The 15,528-nt window shown below is 61.8% G+C and carries 14 protein-coding genes and 1 riboswitch; of the genes, 2 read left to right on the top strand and 12 right to left on the bottom strand.

Annotation, left to right across the window (positions count from 1 at the left end; genetic code table 11):
• Nucleotides 1-298 precede the first annotated feature (298 nt).
• Nucleotides 299-598 (top strand): zinc-ribbon domain containing protein, encoded by a 300-nt coding sequence (locus AB1402_02795; GenBank protein MEW6540531.1) that lies wholly within the window; start codon nt 299-301, stop codon nt 596-598.
• 122 nt (nt 599-720) lie between these two features.
• On the opposite strand, the gene rimI is transcribed toward AB1402_02795, so the two are convergent.
• The 9 genes from rimI to AB1402_02750 all read right to left on the bottom strand — a co-directional run bounded on the left by rimI (nt 721) and on the right by AB1402_02750 (nt 10,359).
• Nucleotides 721-1,203 carry a ribosomal protein S18-alanine N-acetyltransferase gene (rimI, locus tag AB1402_02790; protein ID MEW6540530.1) on the bottom strand — a complete coding sequence of 161 codons (483 nt, stop codon included), beginning with the start codon at nt 1,201-1,203 and terminating at the stop codon, nt 721-723.
• Complete coding sequence (gene tsaB / locus AB1402_02785) at nt 1,200-1,919, bottom strand: tRNA (adenosine(37)-N6)-threonylcarbamoyltransferase complex dimerization subunit type 1 TsaB (protein ID MEW6540529.1); 720 nt, start codon at nt 1,917-1,919, stop codon at nt 1,200-1,202. Before tsaB ends, rimI begins: the two co-directional genes overlap by 4 nt.
• 51 nt (nt 1,920-1,970) lie before the next feature.
• A complete protein-coding gene (tsaE, locus tag AB1402_02780) occupies nt 1,971-2,453 on the bottom strand; it encodes a tRNA (adenosine(37)-N6)-threonylcarbamoyltransferase complex ATPase subunit type 1 TsaE (protein MEW6540528.1) in 483 nt (160 codons plus the stop codon).
• Nucleotides 2,454-2,503: 50 nt separating this feature from the next.
• On the bottom strand, nt 2,504-3,520 hold the full coding sequence (gene thiL / locus AB1402_02775) for a thiamine-phosphate kinase (GenBank protein MEW6540527.1): 1,017 nt from the start codon (nt 3,518-3,520) through the stop codon (nt 2,504-2,506).
• Between the two features lie 402 nt (nt 3,521-3,922).
• Nucleotides 3,923-5,221, bottom strand: coding sequence for a phosphomethylpyrimidine synthase ThiC (gene thiC, locus AB1402_02770; protein ID MEW6540526.1), 1,299 nt, complete (start codon nt 5,219-5,221; stop codon nt 3,923-3,925).
• Nucleotides 5,222-6,271, bottom strand: coding sequence for a thiamine phosphate synthase (locus AB1402_02765; protein ID MEW6540525.1), 1,050 nt, complete (start codon nt 6,269-6,271; stop codon nt 5,222-5,224).
• Nucleotides 6,272-6,329: 58 nt separating this feature from the next.
• Nucleotides 6,330-6,437, bottom strand: a riboswitch (TPP riboswitch).
• A 241-nt stretch (nt 6,438-6,678) separates the two neighbouring features.
• Nucleotides 6,679-8,151: a hypothetical protein gene (locus tag AB1402_02760; GenBank protein ID MEW6540524.1), complete on the bottom strand. Its 1,473-nt coding sequence runs from the start codon at nt 8,149-8,151 to the stop codon at nt 6,679-6,681.
• Nucleotides 8,152-8,856: 705 nt separating this feature from the next.
• Nucleotides 8,857-9,288 carry a hypothetical protein gene (locus AB1402_02755; protein ID MEW6540523.1) on the bottom strand — a complete coding sequence of 144 codons (432 nt, stop codon included), beginning with the start codon at nt 9,286-9,288 and terminating at the stop codon, nt 8,857-8,859.
• Between the two features lie 312 nt (nt 9,289-9,600).
• Nucleotides 9,601-10,359, bottom strand: coding sequence for a gamma-glutamyl-gamma-aminobutyrate hydrolase family protein (locus tag AB1402_02750; protein MEW6540522.1), 759 nt, complete (start codon nt 10,357-10,359; stop codon nt 9,601-9,603).
• Between the two features lie 199 nt (nt 10,360-10,558).
• Between AB1402_02750 and AB1402_02745 the strand changes: the two genes are divergently transcribed.
• Nucleotides 10,559-11,143: a spore coat protein gene (locus AB1402_02745; protein MEW6540521.1), complete on the top strand. Its 585-nt coding sequence runs from the start codon at nt 10,559-10,561 to the stop codon at nt 11,141-11,143.
• A gap of 104 nt (nt 11,144-11,247) precedes the next feature.
• On the opposite strand, the gene glnA is transcribed toward AB1402_02745, so the two are convergent.
• The 3 genes from glnA to AB1402_02730 are packed head-to-tail and all read right to left on the bottom strand — an operon-like array spanning nt 11,248 to nt 15,471.
• Nucleotides 11,248-12,606 (bottom strand): type I glutamate--ammonia ligase, encoded by a 1,359-nt coding sequence (gene glnA / locus AB1402_02740; GenBank protein ID MEW6540520.1) that lies wholly within the window; start codon nt 12,604-12,606, stop codon nt 11,248-11,250.
• A 58-nt stretch (nt 12,607-12,664) separates the two neighbouring features.
• On the bottom strand, nt 12,665-13,375 hold the full coding sequence (locus AB1402_02735) for an anaerobic ribonucleoside-triphosphate reductase activating protein (GenBank protein ID MEW6540519.1): 711 nt from the start codon (nt 13,373-13,375) through the stop codon (nt 12,665-12,667).
• Nucleotides 13,372-15,471, bottom strand: a complete 2,100-nt coding sequence (locus tag AB1402_02730) for a ribonucleoside triphosphate reductase (protein ID MEW6540518.1) — start codon at nt 15,469-15,471, stop codon at nt 13,372-13,374. Before AB1402_02730 ends, AB1402_02735 begins: the two co-directional genes overlap by 4 nt.
• Nucleotides 15,472-15,528: the final 57 nt, after the last annotated feature.

Here is a 15,528-nt window from a genome sequence, read left to right as displayed (position 1 = left end):
GCAAGGACCCGCTCCATGATGTCCAGTCTCCTGGCTTCCTTGGGTTTCAAGAAAACGTCTCCCTTCTTCATGAGTGACATTTTCTCAGACCGCTTACGGGGTGACAATATCACAGGCCAACAACAAATTTTTTTACTAGCAAGTTGCTTTTTACCGTTAACTGGGGTATACTGATACTGCCTCTAAAGGTTTCAACCTTGTGGTGGATCACCGGAAAGCTATCTTCCCCGGGGGAGCTCTTCAGGTGGACCCAGGTGGACTTTGGAGAGACTCATTAATCTAAGGGGAGATACTTTTCGTGTTCCAGGACAAGACACTGCAGTGCAGAGACTGTGGGGCCGACTTCGTGTTCACCGCCGGTGAGCAGGAGTTCTACGCCGACAAGGGTTTCGAGAATCTGCCGGCCCGGTGCCCGGAGTGCCGTTCCGCCAGAAGGCAGAACCGCAGAGGTTTCGGCGGCGGGCAGCCCCGGCAAATGTACCCGGCGGTCTGTGCGGGCTGCGGGGTGGAAACCGAGGTTCCTTTCGAGCCGACCGGTGTGAAGCCCGTTTACTGCAGGGATTGCTTCCAGGCCAACCGTTCCTACGGCGGCCGGTAGGCATTGCCCGGCAAACAAAGACATCTTGATTTGACTCAACTGACCGGCACCAATGGTGCCGGTCCTTGTTTTCAAGCCCCCGCCCAGAAATTTATCCGCCGGGCCCCGGCCGGTCGGCCGCCCTATTTCGGCGGGAGCCGCTTCAGGCCGTCTTTCCACATGATGACGGCGTCCTCGTCGTTGTCCTGGTAGTACTTGGGACGGATGCCGCGCTCCTCGAATCCGAGATCCTTGTACAGGTGGCGGGCGGGCCGGTTCGAGGGACGCACCTCCAGGGTCATCCGGTTCGCCCCCCGGAGCACGGCCCGGCGCATCAACTCCAGCATCAGGCCCCGGCCGACGCCGCGGTCCCGGTAAGCGGGGTGTACGGCGACGTTGGTGATGTGGGCGTCATCGAGCACCATCCACATGCCCCCGTAACCCACCACTTTATGATTCACCACGGCTACTATGTATTCGGCCAGTTCATTGTAAAGGATCTCAAACTCAAAGGTCTGCCGGGGCCAGGGAGTGGGAAAGGAATGCTTCTCGATGACCAGAACCTGGTCCAGGTGCTGCAAGGCAAGGTTGTCAAAACGCACTCCCGGCAGGGGCCGGGACGTCATCGCCAATTCTCTTCACCCCCCTGTTTTCTGTCGCCAAACCAGTTCGGCCGCTCGAGCAGGCTGATATACTCCGGGATGAGCGCGCAAGCCTCCCGGCCCCGGCCCTCCCGCAGCGCTTCCCGCCCCAACCAGGCGACAACCCCACCCCGCGGGTAATGGCCCGCGGGGGAGCAGAAGCGGGCCTTCTCGCCCAACTCCTTCCGGATCAGGCCGCCGTATAGCTCCGCGCCCTCGCCGACAAACACCAACGGCTCGGCGGCGTCTTTGATCATTGCCAGCAAACGGCCGATTTCCAGCGCGGCCGGCGGGAAAACACCGTCCGGCGCCCCGCCCCCGCAATCGTAGAGCGCGGCGTAGACCTCGCCGCGGCGCGCCGGCACCAACGCCCAGACCCGCCCGGCCCCACAAAGCGGATACACCAGCACTTCCAGCGAGGACACCCCCACCACCGGAATACCCAGGACTTGCGCCAGGGTCCGGGCCGTGGTCAGCCCGATCCGCAGGCCGGTAAAGGAACCGGGACCGGCGGAAACAGCCACGCCGTCCAGATTCTCCGTCAGCAGGCCGGTATCGGCGAGCAAGTCCTCAATCAGCGGCAGCAACCGTACGGAATGGATTTTTCGCCCGCGGACCGACCGCTCGGCCAAAACCCCATCCGAACCGGCCAATCCGGCGGTGCAAAACGGTCCCGAGGTATCGATACCCAGGACGTTCACAGCTTTTCTTTCAACTCCCCCACCAGCGCCCGGTACAACTTTGAAGAGGTCCTAGACTTTGCCGAGATGTACCAGCTTTTCTTTCAACTCCTCCACCAGCGCCCGGTACCGGGCGCCCCGCGGCGAAAAACTCAGACGGCGTTCGGTATCGCCGTCGTAGTCGAGCGTAATGTCCAGACGCTCGGCGGGCAGGGCCGGGTCCACCCGGCCGGCCCACTCCACCAGGACCACCCCGTCGCCGGCGAAGTACTCCTCGGCGCCCAACAGGTCCAGGTCTTCGGGCCCCTGCAGGCGGTAGGCGTCGAAGTGGTAGAACGGCACCCGCCCCCGGTACTCCCGGACCAGAATGAAGGTCGGGCTGATCACCGCTTCGGCCACCCCGAGCCCCCGCGCCACGCCCTGGGCCAGCGCCGTCTTGCCTGCCCCCAGCGGTCCGCAGACGCAAAGCACGTCACCCGGCTCCAGAAGCCGCCCCAGTTCCTCGCCCACCTGCCTGGTCTTTTCCACCGCATTCGTGGTCAGTGCCAGCGCCACTTCTCCACCCGAAAAAGGGGCCAGGCCCCTTTTTAGCCTCCTTTTTAGCTTCACGGTTCGGCCCTGAAGGCGTCGTAGCCCCCGGGAACCAGGGGAACTCTGGCGCCCGCGGCGTCTTCGAGCCACAACCCCTCTCCGGGGCCGAGCACTTCCCCGATGCGGGTCACCGGCCAGCCCGCCGCCGCCATCTCTCTTTCCAGGCCCTCGGCCGCCGCTCCGGGGCGCACCGTGAACAGGAGTTCGTAGTCCTCGCCCCCGAAGAGCGCCCACTCCAGGGGGTCTTTACCGGTAAGGATTCCCAAGCGCCCTGCCTCCGGGGAAAGCGGTACCCGGTCGGCCAGGAGCCGTGCCCCCACGCCGCCGGCCGCCGAGATGTGGGCCACGGTCAAGGCCAGGCCGTCGCTGATATCCTCGGCGGTGCTGACCACCCCGCCGGCGGCGAGCAAACCGCCGGCCGCCACCCGGGGCTCCGGGCTCAAGTGCGCTCTTTTCAACCGGTTTTCCACCTCCGGCGGGCAGGCCAAAGACGGGTTTTGAAACAGGAACAGCCCGGCGGCGCTCGCCCCCAGGCTGCCGGTGACGTAGAACAGGTCTCCCGGCGCGGCGCCCGTACGGTAGAGCACCCGCTCCCGCCCGGCGAGACCCAGAAGGGCCACGGTAATTACGAGTCCGTTCGGGTGCCGCACGGTGTCGCCTCCGACTACGGCTACGCCGTACCGGGCCGCCATTGAGGCCAGTCCCGCATACAAATCGTCGATGTCCGCCACCGCGGTTTCCGCCGGTGCCGCCAGGCTCACGACCGCGTATGCCGGCCGGCCGCCCATGGCGGCGACGTCACTTAAGTTTACCGCCAGCGCCTTGGCGCCGAGGTCGCGCATAGGGGTGTACGCCCTGGAAAAATGAACTTCCTCCACCAGGGTATCCACGGTAAAGAGCAGCAGTTCTTTGCCGCCCAAATCGAGCACGGCGGCGTCGTCACCGGCACCCCGGACCACGCCCGGACCCCGGGCAAGCCGCCCGAGGAGTCTCTCCACCAGCCCCGCCTCGCCAATGTCCGCTAGGCGCACTAGACAAACCACCACCACGGCGGTGAAAGCCCCGCCAGCATCGACGGCTTCTGCCGCAGAATCCCACCTGGAAGAAATTCTGGGAAAGAGGGCGGATTCCTGCGCGTGCCGTCCCGCCACTCCAAAACACATTATGCACCGTGCCGTCCCGTTCTAGTACGGACGAATGCGAAAAGACGCCGTTACCGGTTACGGCTTCTGCACCGGGCCTGGAAACGTGCGACCGTAACTGGAATCGAACCAGGCCTCAACGAGGGGCTCACTTGCCGACCAGCGCAAAAACCCGGACGCAGACTCGAGGTCGAAACGCGCTAAAGGCAGGTCCGGCGGCGCAGAGCCTGCCGGCCGGCACCTAACACGGATGCGGACCTGATGAACCCGGGTCCGTGTTGCCGCGGTCTCCTAGCAGTTCTTGTAGTCCCGGCCCAAATACTCCCCCACCAGCTTCATCGCGCAAAATTCCCCGCACATGGTGCAGCCCGCAATCTTTTCCGGGTTCCGCTCGGTGTAGTAACGGCGCGCCTTCTCGGGGTCCATCGCCAACTCGATCTGCTTTTCCCAGTCCAGAGCCTTGCGGGCCCGGGACATCCTCTCGTCCCATTCCCGGGCCCCCGGAACCCGCTTCACCAAGTCGGCGGCGTGACCGGCGATCCGGGTGGCGATTACTCCCTCCCGGACGTCCGCCACGGAGGGCAAACCCAGATGTTCGGCAGGGGTGACGTAACACAGGAAATCGGCCCCGGCCATCGCGGCCACCGCCCCGCCGATGGCAGCGGTGATGTGGTCGTAACCGGGAGCGACGTCGGTCACCAGCGGACCGAGCACGTAAAAGGGCGCCCCCTTGCAAAGCCGCTTCTGGAGCTGCACGTTCATAATGATCTGGTCCAGCGGCACGTGTCCCGGGCCCTCGACGAAAACCTGCACCCCCGCTTCCCGGCAGCGGTCGACGAGTTCACCCAGGATCAGCAACTCCTGGACCTGGGCCCGGTCGGTGGCGTCGGCCTGACAACCCGGCCGCATCCCGTCCCCCAGGCTCAACGCTACGTCGTAGGCCAGGCAGATCTCGAGCAGGCGGTCAAATTCCTCGTAAAACGGGTTCTCCCGGTCGTTTTTTAGCATCCAGCCGGTGAGGAAGGACCCTCCCCGGCTGACGATGTCGACCACCCGACCCTGCTCCCGGAGCCGGTCCAAGCTCTCCAGGGTCACCCCGGCGTGGATGGTGAAAAAATCCACGCCGTCCTTGGCCTGGCGCTCGACGACCTCGAACAATTCGTCCTCGCGCATGGCAACGATGGCCCCGTGGCGTTCTTTGGCCTCCACCGCCGCCTGGTAAATGGGCACCGTGCCCACCGGCACCGGGCAGGCCGCCAGGATCTCCCGCCGGCACCGGTCCAGGTCGCCGCCGGTGCTCAAGTCCATCACCGCGTCGGCGCCGGCGTCCAGGGCCGCCCGCAGTTTGACGAGGTGGTCGTCCAGCGCGGCCTGCACCGGAGAAGTGCCGATATTGGCGTTCACCTTGGTCCGCAGCCCGGTCCCGATCCCGACGGCCTTCAGGTTCTTCCGCCGCATGTTCGCCGGGATGACGATGGTGCCCGCCGCCACCCCCTGGAGAATCGGCGCCACGGGGTAGCCCTCGTCCCGGGCCACCTGTTCCATCTCGGGCGTAACCGTGCCCTGCCAGGCCGCCAGTAATTGGTTCATTCAGTGATCCCCCCATACCTCATTTACCGCGGCGCATAGAGCGGCGGCGGCCAAGCGCGGGTCGGGCGCCCCCGCCACCGCCCGCACCACCGCCACCCTGCGAAACCCCGCCCGGAGCACCTCTTTAACGTTCGACAAGCCGATGCCGCCGATGGCCACGGACGGCAGGTCCGCCCCGGCGGCCAGTTCCGACAGCAGGGAAAGTCCCGGGGCGTGGGCCTCCGGCTTGGTGGCCGTGGAGAACACCGCTCCCAGGCCAATGTAGTCCGCGCCCCGCTCCCGGGCCTCCCGGACCTCTGCCGGGCTGTGGACACTAACCCCGATCAGTTTGCCGGGGCCGAGCAACCGCCGCGCGGCCTCCACCGGCAGGTCGTCCTGCCCCAGGTGCACTCCGTCGGCGTCAACCGCCGCGGCCACGTCCACCCGGTCGTTCACCAGAAAGAGCGCCCCCGACGCCCGGACCAGCGCGCCCAGTTCGGCGGCCAGCGCCGTCAACTCCCGGGTCCCCATATTCTTTTCGCGCAGTTGGAAAGCCCCGGCCCCGCCGGCCACGGCCGCCCGCACCACCTCCGCCAGGGGCCGCCCCCCGGTGTCCGCCCGCCCGGCCACCAGGTAGAGCCGGACCCGCTCAAAGGCGGCCCTGCGCCCCCGGGCGGCGACCGCGAGGGCCCACTCCCGTTCGGCCGCGTAGAGGGCGAAGCGAAACTCCTTGAAGCGGTGCGCCAACGCCGGCTCCAGTTCCCGGGACAGTTCCTCCAGCACCCGGGCGGCCTCCTGCGCCCGCTTCCAGCCGGCCCCGGCGGCGGCAAAGACATCGGCACGGTGACGGCGCTCCGGGGCAAGCGCGCCGACGTCCCCCGGAATGTCCCGCGCTGCGAGCAGCGCCGGACGGCCGCCGGGAAAGGCCTCTTCCAGGGCCGAGAGCCGGTGCCGCAGGTCCTTGAGGCCGGCGGCAAGTCCGGCGTCTGCCAAGACGAAACGGCACGATTCCTCCACCACCCGGAGGCCCTCCCGGGTGCGGTTGAAGTTGACATCCGCTATCCGGTACACTTCGCGCAAAACGCCACCCCCAAAAACGGATGAACCCCCGGGAAGGGGGTAAGCTAAAAGCTTTTTAAAACCCATTCCCTCCGCTGGCATGACCCAGGTCAGGTTCCAAGGGTAAAGCGTACGCACGCTTTTCTCAGCCCGTTTCCGGGCACCCCCATGGGTAAACGGTTAACTCTTTGTTCTAAAGCCTATTATGCCGCTTCCTGCTTCATATTGCAAGCGCCGCATTAGAAGAGTGCAACCCGGGGAAAGTTCATATAGTAGGAAATACCGTACTGTTCATAAAGCGCTTTTCCAATCAGATCTTGGCAAGTGTTTAAAGGAAAGCAGCAAGGTGAAATGACCGGGCAATCGGTCCAGTCCAGATTCGTAAAGTTCTCGATGAGGCGATTTAATGGACTAGTAATTCAGGGATACTTCATCAGTTTCCGCTCCACCATAGTAATCTTGTTCTTCGCGGGCGACGGAGGTTTGGAGGCAAGGCGAAGGCAAGAGGTCTTCCGATAGATGCCTTTGAACCCCGGCCCACCCCCCCCGAGTTTTTCAATTGCCTGGGAAACGGTGGTCAGTTTTTCTGGAACAGACCGATCAGTGTTCCATTCTTGACGCAGGTTCCAGATGGCCAGACGGACCAGATGTCCATAGGCCACGCAGCGAATGTCGCCGTGCGTTGGTTTCACGTTCCCGGCCCGCAAAAGAGACAAGTCATGCCGGACCAAGTCCGCGATCCGTTCGGGCGTGGACACGATTATCCGCCGCGGAACGCTACCTGTCGACCGGCAGACAAATACCGTATCGATTACCGATGATCCCGTTCCGTTGATATGGATGGAAGCCCCCATCTCCGCCGGGCAGGGTAGCGAGGCGGAGCAAGTCAGGCGGGCGTCCATGATGGCTACAGCAATCGGATAATAAGCTTCAATCGTATTATGATGATAGGTGAAAGCCAGCGGCGCCCCCGGTTTTAAGGCGCGGGCCATATTAATGAAGACGGTGGCCAGGCCCTCGGTAAAATGAGAGAGATCGCGCGCCAGCGTCACGTTGCCGGTTAGTTCGTTGGCGTCCCTGGTAGAATGCTTATCGAATACTCCGTCAGCATCAGCAGCCAGGCGGCGCAGCCACACATAGCAGAAATCCATCAACTCCGCGTATTGTACATTGGCAAAGTAGGGCGGGTCGGTGAAAACCGCATCGAGCGATGCCGGAGGCAAATTGGAAAAGGTTGAGCTGCCGCAGTGAAGCTCCACGCCCTTCTTTTCCAGGGAATCTGGGGATCCCCGGCGATCGCCAATCCATTCTCCTTTTACCGGCACCTGTACTCTACGCCCTGATTGATGGCGGATTTCAAAGGGATTGTCACAGTAGGCTTTTGCGCGGGCATACTTTTGCACAATGTTTGACCACCCGCCGCTGCCGATATTTATCCCCTTGTTATCGTCGAAAATGCCGAGTAGATTTGATTCACACTGGATCAGGCCGACCGGAAAACCGTGTACCGAGAATATATCCAGCGACTTTAGAGCAGTTGTGTCGTAGCGGCAGAGCATGTTTTGGTAATGAAGCAGATCGGAAAGATTGGTGGCCAAAGCATTGCGGATCGGCCCGTCCCAATGACCGGCGATGAATCGGCCACTGAGCTCAAGGCCCAGCAGTTGCCGGGAGTTGAACATCTCTCGATAGCGGCGGTAGCCCCAGCGATGAAGACGGTCGGTTTCATCGCCGGGCGGGATCTCATCATCGGGCACATAAGCCGGGGAAAGCTGTGTCCAGAGTCCGGAAGCCTCGTCGTACTTTGACAGGTCGTCCCGGTCCGGTTGCTTGAAAAAACGCCCCTGATGGCTTGGCTTACAATGAAAGCAGTGGTACTCTATGGCCACCATCCGGTGCCGGGGCGCGCCTTCTGAAGACTGCGGATAGGAATTGACCCGGCCGCAATGGGTACAGGCACAACGGTTGCGGCGCGCGGGACCGTCAAGTACCAAACCTGACCCGCAATCCCGGCAACTCCCAAGGCTCTTTCTGTCTTCGGTTTCATTTAACCGGCCACAAGTGGAACAAATGACCACATTCCTTGGATGACGCTGATTCCGAGCCAGTAAATAGCCGGGAGTCAAATCAAACCTCTCCCCAGTATCAGGCTGCGGGCGCCGTACAAACCCCTGGTCTTCTCAGTGATTTCGCCTTCGACGTGAATGGTCAGCTTGGTCAGGCCCATGCGGAGTTCTTTGAGTTCTTAGCTGTGGGTTTCTTGGCCCTGTTCCAGGTTGCCGACGCGGCCGATCAGGGCTTCTTGGCCCTGGCGAAGCTCTTTCAGTTCGCTGAGAATTTGCTTTAAGGTTTCGTCCATGGCGGCACTCTCCCCGGGCGGCTTAGGCTAATGTTACCGCAAATGCCTGGGGGCGGGAAGAGGTTGCGCGGGGGGCCGGGTCCCCGTTCCCCGGCCCTCCTGATGAGCGGGCACCGGAGAGAAGAACCCCGTTAGGGGTTCTTCGACCTTCAGTGGGTGGCTTGTTGCTCTTTCCACGTTGCGGGTTTGGCTTTAAAGGGTCGGAAAAATTTCCCTTACCCTGGGCGGGCCGGGGCGGTCAGCGTCTTTTGTTCTTCGACACCATGATCTCCTGCCAGTGCAGGTCCAGCCTTTTGTCCTGGTGGTCCAACCTTTCTTCAATGCGGGCCAGGCTGTCCAGCGTCAGGTCGCGGGCGTCGTACAGGCCCCTGATCTTGTCGGTGATTTCGCCTTCGACGTGGACGGTCAGCTTGGTCAGGTCGCTGGCGATCTTCTGCTGGCCTTTCTCCATGCGTTCCAGGTCTTGGCCTTGGGCCTTTAGCTGCTCACCCTGTGCCTTTAGCTGCTCACCCTGTGCCTTTAGCTGCTCACCCTGTGCCTTTAGCTGCTCACCCTGTGCCTTTAGCTGCTCACCCTGTGCCTTTAGCTGCTTACCCTGTGCCTTTAGCTGCTTACCCTGTGCCTTTAGCTGCTCAAGGATTTGTTTCAATGTGTCGCTGTTGTCTGCCATGCCTGTTGCCAACTCCTTGGGTGGTGTACAGGCTTATCTTATCAGAAGGTGGTGATTACCTGCAACAACCAAAACCAATGGGAACAAAATCCTGGCAAATCTTGTCTAACGACTAAAACCAAGGAGGCTTGATAGCCTTGCGCAGGCGCGATCCGACGCACCCCCTGCCGTACGATCGCCCCAGCCGCTAACTGAGAGATTGCCCTTTATAACTTGTTCAATATGTTCGCGGTCCTGACGTTCACGACCAGATCCCATCCTGTCCAGCATTACCAGTGCATGCCGATAAGCCAGCATCTTGCATTGCACCTCCTACGGGATAGTTTGCTTCCGGTCGGCCGTTTCCTGCAGCGGATTTTGGTTCCAGGAGCGCTGGGCGGCCCCGACCAGCGCGGCGAAGAGGTTTAAAAACACCGGTTCACGCTCGTACATGCTTTCCGGGTGGAACTGCACTCCGAGCACAAAGGCCGGGCCGCTCCCCTCGATGGCTTCGATGATCCCGTCCCCCGCCCGGGCCGAAACACAAAGGCCGGGCGCCAAACGCCGGACGGCCTGGTGGTGCAGGCTGTTCACCCGCAAGGCGCCGTCCCCTAGAATCCGGGCCAGCAACGAACCGGGGCGCACGTGCAGCCGGTGGGTCGGGTGCCACCGGGGCGCCTCTTGGTAGTGCTTGATCCGGGCTCCCGCCCGGAACACGTCCTGGTGGATGTCGCCGCCGACGGCGATGTTCAGCACCTGCATTCCCCGGCAAATGCCGAGGACGGGCCGGCCCGCGTGCAGTGCCCGCCGGACCAGGGCGATCTCGAAGATGTCCCGCTCGGGGGTGATCACACCGGTATCCGGCAGCGGCTCCTCACCGAAGAACACCGGGTCCACATCCTCGCCCCCGGCCAGAAGAATGCCGTTCACCAGTTCGACCAAGCGTCCGACGCCCAGCCCCGGGCTGAGCGGAGGCAGCAAGACCGGAATTCCCCCCGCCCTTTCCACGGCCCGGAAGTAGGTCTCGGGCAAAAAGACCTGCCCGTGCTCGTGCTCCTGAAGACAGGTGATGCCGATCACCGTCAAGGCCATAACCCCCTTCCGGTCATAACCCCCCTCCGGGTCTCTCTCCTTTCATTTATGCCTGAACCGCGGGCAACATAATCGGAGGGATAATTTCCCCCGCGTTGCGGCTATTTTTCACGCGTCAGTCCTGACCTTTCCGGCGCATACTTGATCCGCGGACAGGGAGAATAGACTTCAAAGTCTAATGATTAGGGGGTTTTACCCGATGACGATGCGGATGGGTATCCACGAAGCGGTTGACATGCACGAGTTCCTTACGGCCAAAGTGTGCAAGATCGAGCATCACGCCTTATATGCCGCGCAGGCGGATGATCCCCAGCTCAAGTCAATCCTAGAACGGCACAAGGACCGGATGATCCAGGACTACAACGCGGCCTTGAACCTGATGCAGGGGCGGGGAATGCCGGTCGATCCCTACCATGCGCGGAATGTGCAGAGCGTACGGTACGGAACGCAACAGACCGAACGCCCCATTGTCCCGCACCCGGACACGAGCAGGCTCTCCGACCGGACCATCGCCACCGGCGCGCTCATTGCCCACAAGTGCGGCGCCGTCGGCGCCATGCGGGCGGCCCTGGAGACGGCCGATCCCGACCTGCGGCAGTTCCTCACCCATGCGGCGGTCAGCGACAGCAACATGGCGTACGAAATCTTCCAGTGGATGAACCAGAAGGGCTTCTACCAGGTGCCGGTGATGGACATAAACACGATGCAGCACATCCAACACATATACTCCCCCACCACCGCGCCGGGCGGGGGCATGGCCGGCCCCCAGGGAACGTTTGTCTAGGAGACCGCTGCAAAAAAACTTGGGCCCGGACCGATGACTGACCGTACCCGGGGATAGCGCGCCGCTTAAAACCCTCCGGTGGCGGAGGGTTTAGTGTTTTTCGCTTAGAACTTGGTGAGGTACTCCTCCAGCTCCCACGGGTGGATCTGGCACCGGTACCGGTTCCACTCGATCTGCTTGGCGTCCACATACCGGTTGAACACGTGTTCCCCCAGGGCCCGGCGCATCAGGGCGCTTCCCCGGAGTTCCCCCAGCGCCTCCCGCAGGTCCTCGGGCAAAGCCCCGATGTTCAGTCCCCGCCGCTCGGCCTCGCTCATCACGTAAATATTCTGGTCACAGGGCGGGGGCGGGGCCGTCTTTTTCCTGATGCCGTCCAGACCGGCCTGGAGGCAAACGGCGAGCGCCAGGTAAGGGTTGCAGGACGGGTCCGGGCTGCGCAGCTCGATCCGGGTGGACATGCCCCGTTTGGCCGGGATACGGATCAGGGGGCTGCGGTTGCGATTGGACCAGGCGATGTACACCGGCGCTTCGTAGCCGGTGACCAGCCGCTTGTAGGAGTTGACCGTCGGGTTCAATACGGCGGCCATCGCCCGGGCGTGCTCCAGGAGGCCCCCGATGTAGTACAGGCACTCCGTGCTAAGGTGGGTTTCGGTCGCCGGGTCGAAAAAGGCGTTCACCCCGTCCCGGACGAGCGACTGGTTTAAGTGCATCCCCGAACCGGCGACGCCGAACAGGGGCTTGGGCATGAAGGTGGCGTGCAGCCCGTGGCGCTGGGCCACCACCCGGACCACGAACTTAAACGTCAGGATTTTGTCGGCCACGTCCAGGGCGTCGTCGTATTTGAAGTCGATCTCGTGCTGTCCGGGAGCGAGTTCGTGGTGGGAGGCCTCGATCTCGAAGCCGAGGTTTTGCAGGGTTAAGACCATGTCCCGGCGCGCTTGCTCACCGTGGTCCACCGGCGCCAGGTCGAAGTAACCGGCCCGGTCGTGGGTCTGGGTGGTCGGCGCGCCTTCCTTGTCCACATGGAAGAGAAAGAACTCCGCCTCCGGCCCGACGTACATGGTATAGCCCAGCGCGGCCGCCTCGGCGACGGCGCGCCGCAGCACGTAGCGCGGGTCGCCCTCGAAAGGGGTGCCGTCCGGGTTGTAGATGTCGCAGATCAGCCGCGCCACCGCCCCGTCCTGGGCCTGCCAGGGAAACACGACGAAGGTGTTCGGGTCGGGGCGCAGATACATGTCGGACTCCTCGATGCGGACAAAGCCTTCGATCGAGGAACCGTCAAACATCAATTCGTTGTTGAGCGCCTTGTCCAGTTGGTCAATGGTGATGGCCACGTTCTTCATGACGCCGAAGATGTCGGTGAATTGCAGGCGGATGAACTCGACCTTGTGTTCCTTGGCCAGCAGGCGTACATCCTCGACTGAATAATGATTCAAGCGGCAACCCTCTCCCCGTATATGCATCCGGCGAAACCGGCCGGTTCGGCGCTTCCCCGATAAATATACCACACCCGGTATGATTTTAATATATTTCTAACTGTGCTTTGGAGCGTTCTTCCCTAAACCATGGAAGTTCTCCAGCCAGGCGGCAGACCGCTTCCGGTGCAATCGGCGGGAGACTGTTGTAAGCCGGGTCGAGACAGCTCCCGGGGCGGAAACCCTGCAAGCGATAGTTTGTTTTATTAAGTTCGGGAAAGGCTTTCACCATTTCGGCCAGCAACTCCCCGGTGTGCAGACCGGGCACTATCGTGGTACGGACATAACCGCACCGGCGGCGCAACACGGTGGCAATGGTTGCCGCAACGCATTCGGGGTTTTTAAAGCCCACCAGCCAGCCGTAAAGCCGCAAGGGAACCTTGTAGTCCACCGCGACGGCGTCTACAAGGCCTTCGTCCAACAAACCGCATACCAGTTCCGGGCGGGAACCGTTGGTGTCAAGTTTGACGGGTAGGCCAATCTCTTTGACCCGGGCCAAAAACAGGCTCAAGCGGTGAGAAAGGGTGGGTTCGCCGCCGGTGACGACCAGCCCGTCCAGCATCGCCCGGCGCGTTTTAAGATAGCACAAAACGTCGTCCACGGGGACGGGGGTGTCCTTTTCAGAGGTCTCCACGAGACCCAGATTGTGGCACCAGGGGCAGCGGAAATTGCACCGCCGCAGAAAGACGGTGGCGGCTATCTTGCCGGGCCAATCAACCAGCGATAGTTTATTGAAACCGCCGCATTCGATCATCATCTTTCCAAGAATACTCTCCTTTGGCTGTATTCAGCCTTCTTCCCTTCGTTCCACCGGCTGACCGGGCGGTAATAGCCCACGATACGGGAATAGACCTCCGTGGCGCCGCCGCACCTGGGGCATTGCCAGGCTTCTCCGCTGACGTACCCGTGGCTTGCGCACACCGAGTAAGTGGGGGTCACCGAGACATAGGGCAGGCGGTAACTGTTGGTCACTTTTTTGACGAGCGAGGCGCAACTTTCGGGATCGGGCAGGGCTTCGCCCAGAAAGATGTGCGCCACCGTTCCGCCCGTGTACAGCGTTTGCAGCGACTCCTGGTGTTCAAGCATGGTAAACACGTCATCGGTTTCGTAAACCGGCAATTGGGTGGAGTTTGTGTAGTACGGCGCCGCGCCCCGCCTCCATTCGTCTTCGTTCGCGACCTCAAGGCCCGGAAACTCTTTCTTGTCGATGCGGGCGAGACGGTGGGCACAACCCTCGGCCGGGGTGGCTTCCAGGTTGTAAAGATTGTCCGTGCGTTCCTGGACCCCCACCAGGAACTTTCGCAGGAAAGTGAGAATGCGTTCGGCAAACTCTCGGCCTTTCGGTTCATGGATGGTTTTGCCGAGCAGGTTTTTGGCCGCTTCGGCGGCGCCCACCAACCCGATGGTGGCAAAGTGGTTGGTCCAGTAACTCCCCGTTCTCTCTTTCACTCCCCGCAGGTAATGACGCGAGTAAGGGTAGAGTCCGTTCCCGGTCAGCCTTTCCAGAATGCGGCGCTTGATTTCCAGGGAGATGACGGCGATGGAAGCCAGATGCGCCAGCCGGGTGAAGAAGTCCTGTTCGTCCTTGGCCAGATAGGCCGACCGCGGCAGGTTTAAGGTCACCACCCCGATGGAACCGGTCAGGGGGCTGGCGCCGAACAGTCCCCCTCCCCGCTTTAAAAGCTGTTTGTTGTCAATGCGCAGGCGGCAACACATGGACCGTACGTCTTCCGGCTGAAGATCGGAGTTGACGAAGTTGGCGAAATAGGGTGTTCCGTATTTCGCCGTTACGGCGAAGAGCTTTTGGGCCACGCGACCTCCCCAGTCGAATTCCGGTGAAACATTGTAGGTCGGAATGGGAAAGGTGAATCCCCGCCCGCAGGCGTCGCCCTCCATCAGCACCTCGGCAAACGCCTCGTTGATGGTATTCACTTCTTCCTGATAGTCGCCGTAACAAAAACCCGTTCCCCGGCCACCCGGCGCGGAAACAGGTTCGTTCCGCATGAAGGCGGGGATTTCCAGGTCCATGGTAAGGTTGGTAAACGGCGTCTGGTAGCCCGTCCGGGTGGGTACGTTCAGATTGAAAACAAACTCCTGGACGGCCTGTTTCACTTCCCTGTAGCTCAGGTTGTCGGCGCGGACGAAGGGGGCGAGAAGCGTGTCGACGTTGGAGAAAGCCTGGGCCCCCGCCGCCTCTCCTTGAAGCGTATACAGGAAGTTGACCATCTGGCCCAAGGCCGAACGGAAGTGTTTGGGCGCACCCGACGACACCTGGTTGGGTACCCCGCCGAAACCTTCTTCCAGGAGCTGCTTAAGATCCCACCCCACGCAGTAGACGCTCAGGTAACCGAGGTCATGGAGGTGAAAATCGCCTTCGCGGTGGGCCCGGCGTACTTCGGGGGGGTAGATGCGTTCCAGCCAGAAATTGGCCGCAGCGGTATTGGAGATGTAGCTGTTCAGACCCTGTAAGGAGAAGGATGAGTTGGCGTTTTCAGCCACGCGCCAATCCGCCTGGTTGAGATAGGATTCCACCAAATCACAGCTTACCAAGGACTTTAGCTCGCGCATCTGACGGTGCTGTTCGCGATACAGGATATAGGCCTTGGCGGTCTGATGGTAACCAAGCTCCATCAGGCTTCTTTCCACCAGGTCCTGTACTTCTTCAACGGTGGGAGTGCTAACGCCCCGGTTCTCCAAAGCTTCAACGACACGCTGCGTTACCGCCGGTGCAGCGTCGCCGTCCGCCCATCCGGCTTCTCCCGTAGACTTGAAAGCCTGGGCGATGGCGTTGGTGATGCGCATACTTTCGAAAGCCACGGTGCGTCCATCGCGCTTTGTGATCAATGTAATCATGGTTACCTCCCAAGAACGGAATGTAAATGTGCATCCGGGCCAAAAGCTCGGAGTAAA

Source organism: Bacillota bacterium, assembly GCA_040757205.1.
Taxonomy (GTDB): Bacteria; Bacillota; Desulfotomaculia; order Desulfotomaculales; family Desulforudaceae; genus Desulforudis.
Note: the sequence above shows the minus strand (reverse complement) of the source record. Positions and strands in the feature narration are given on the sequence as shown.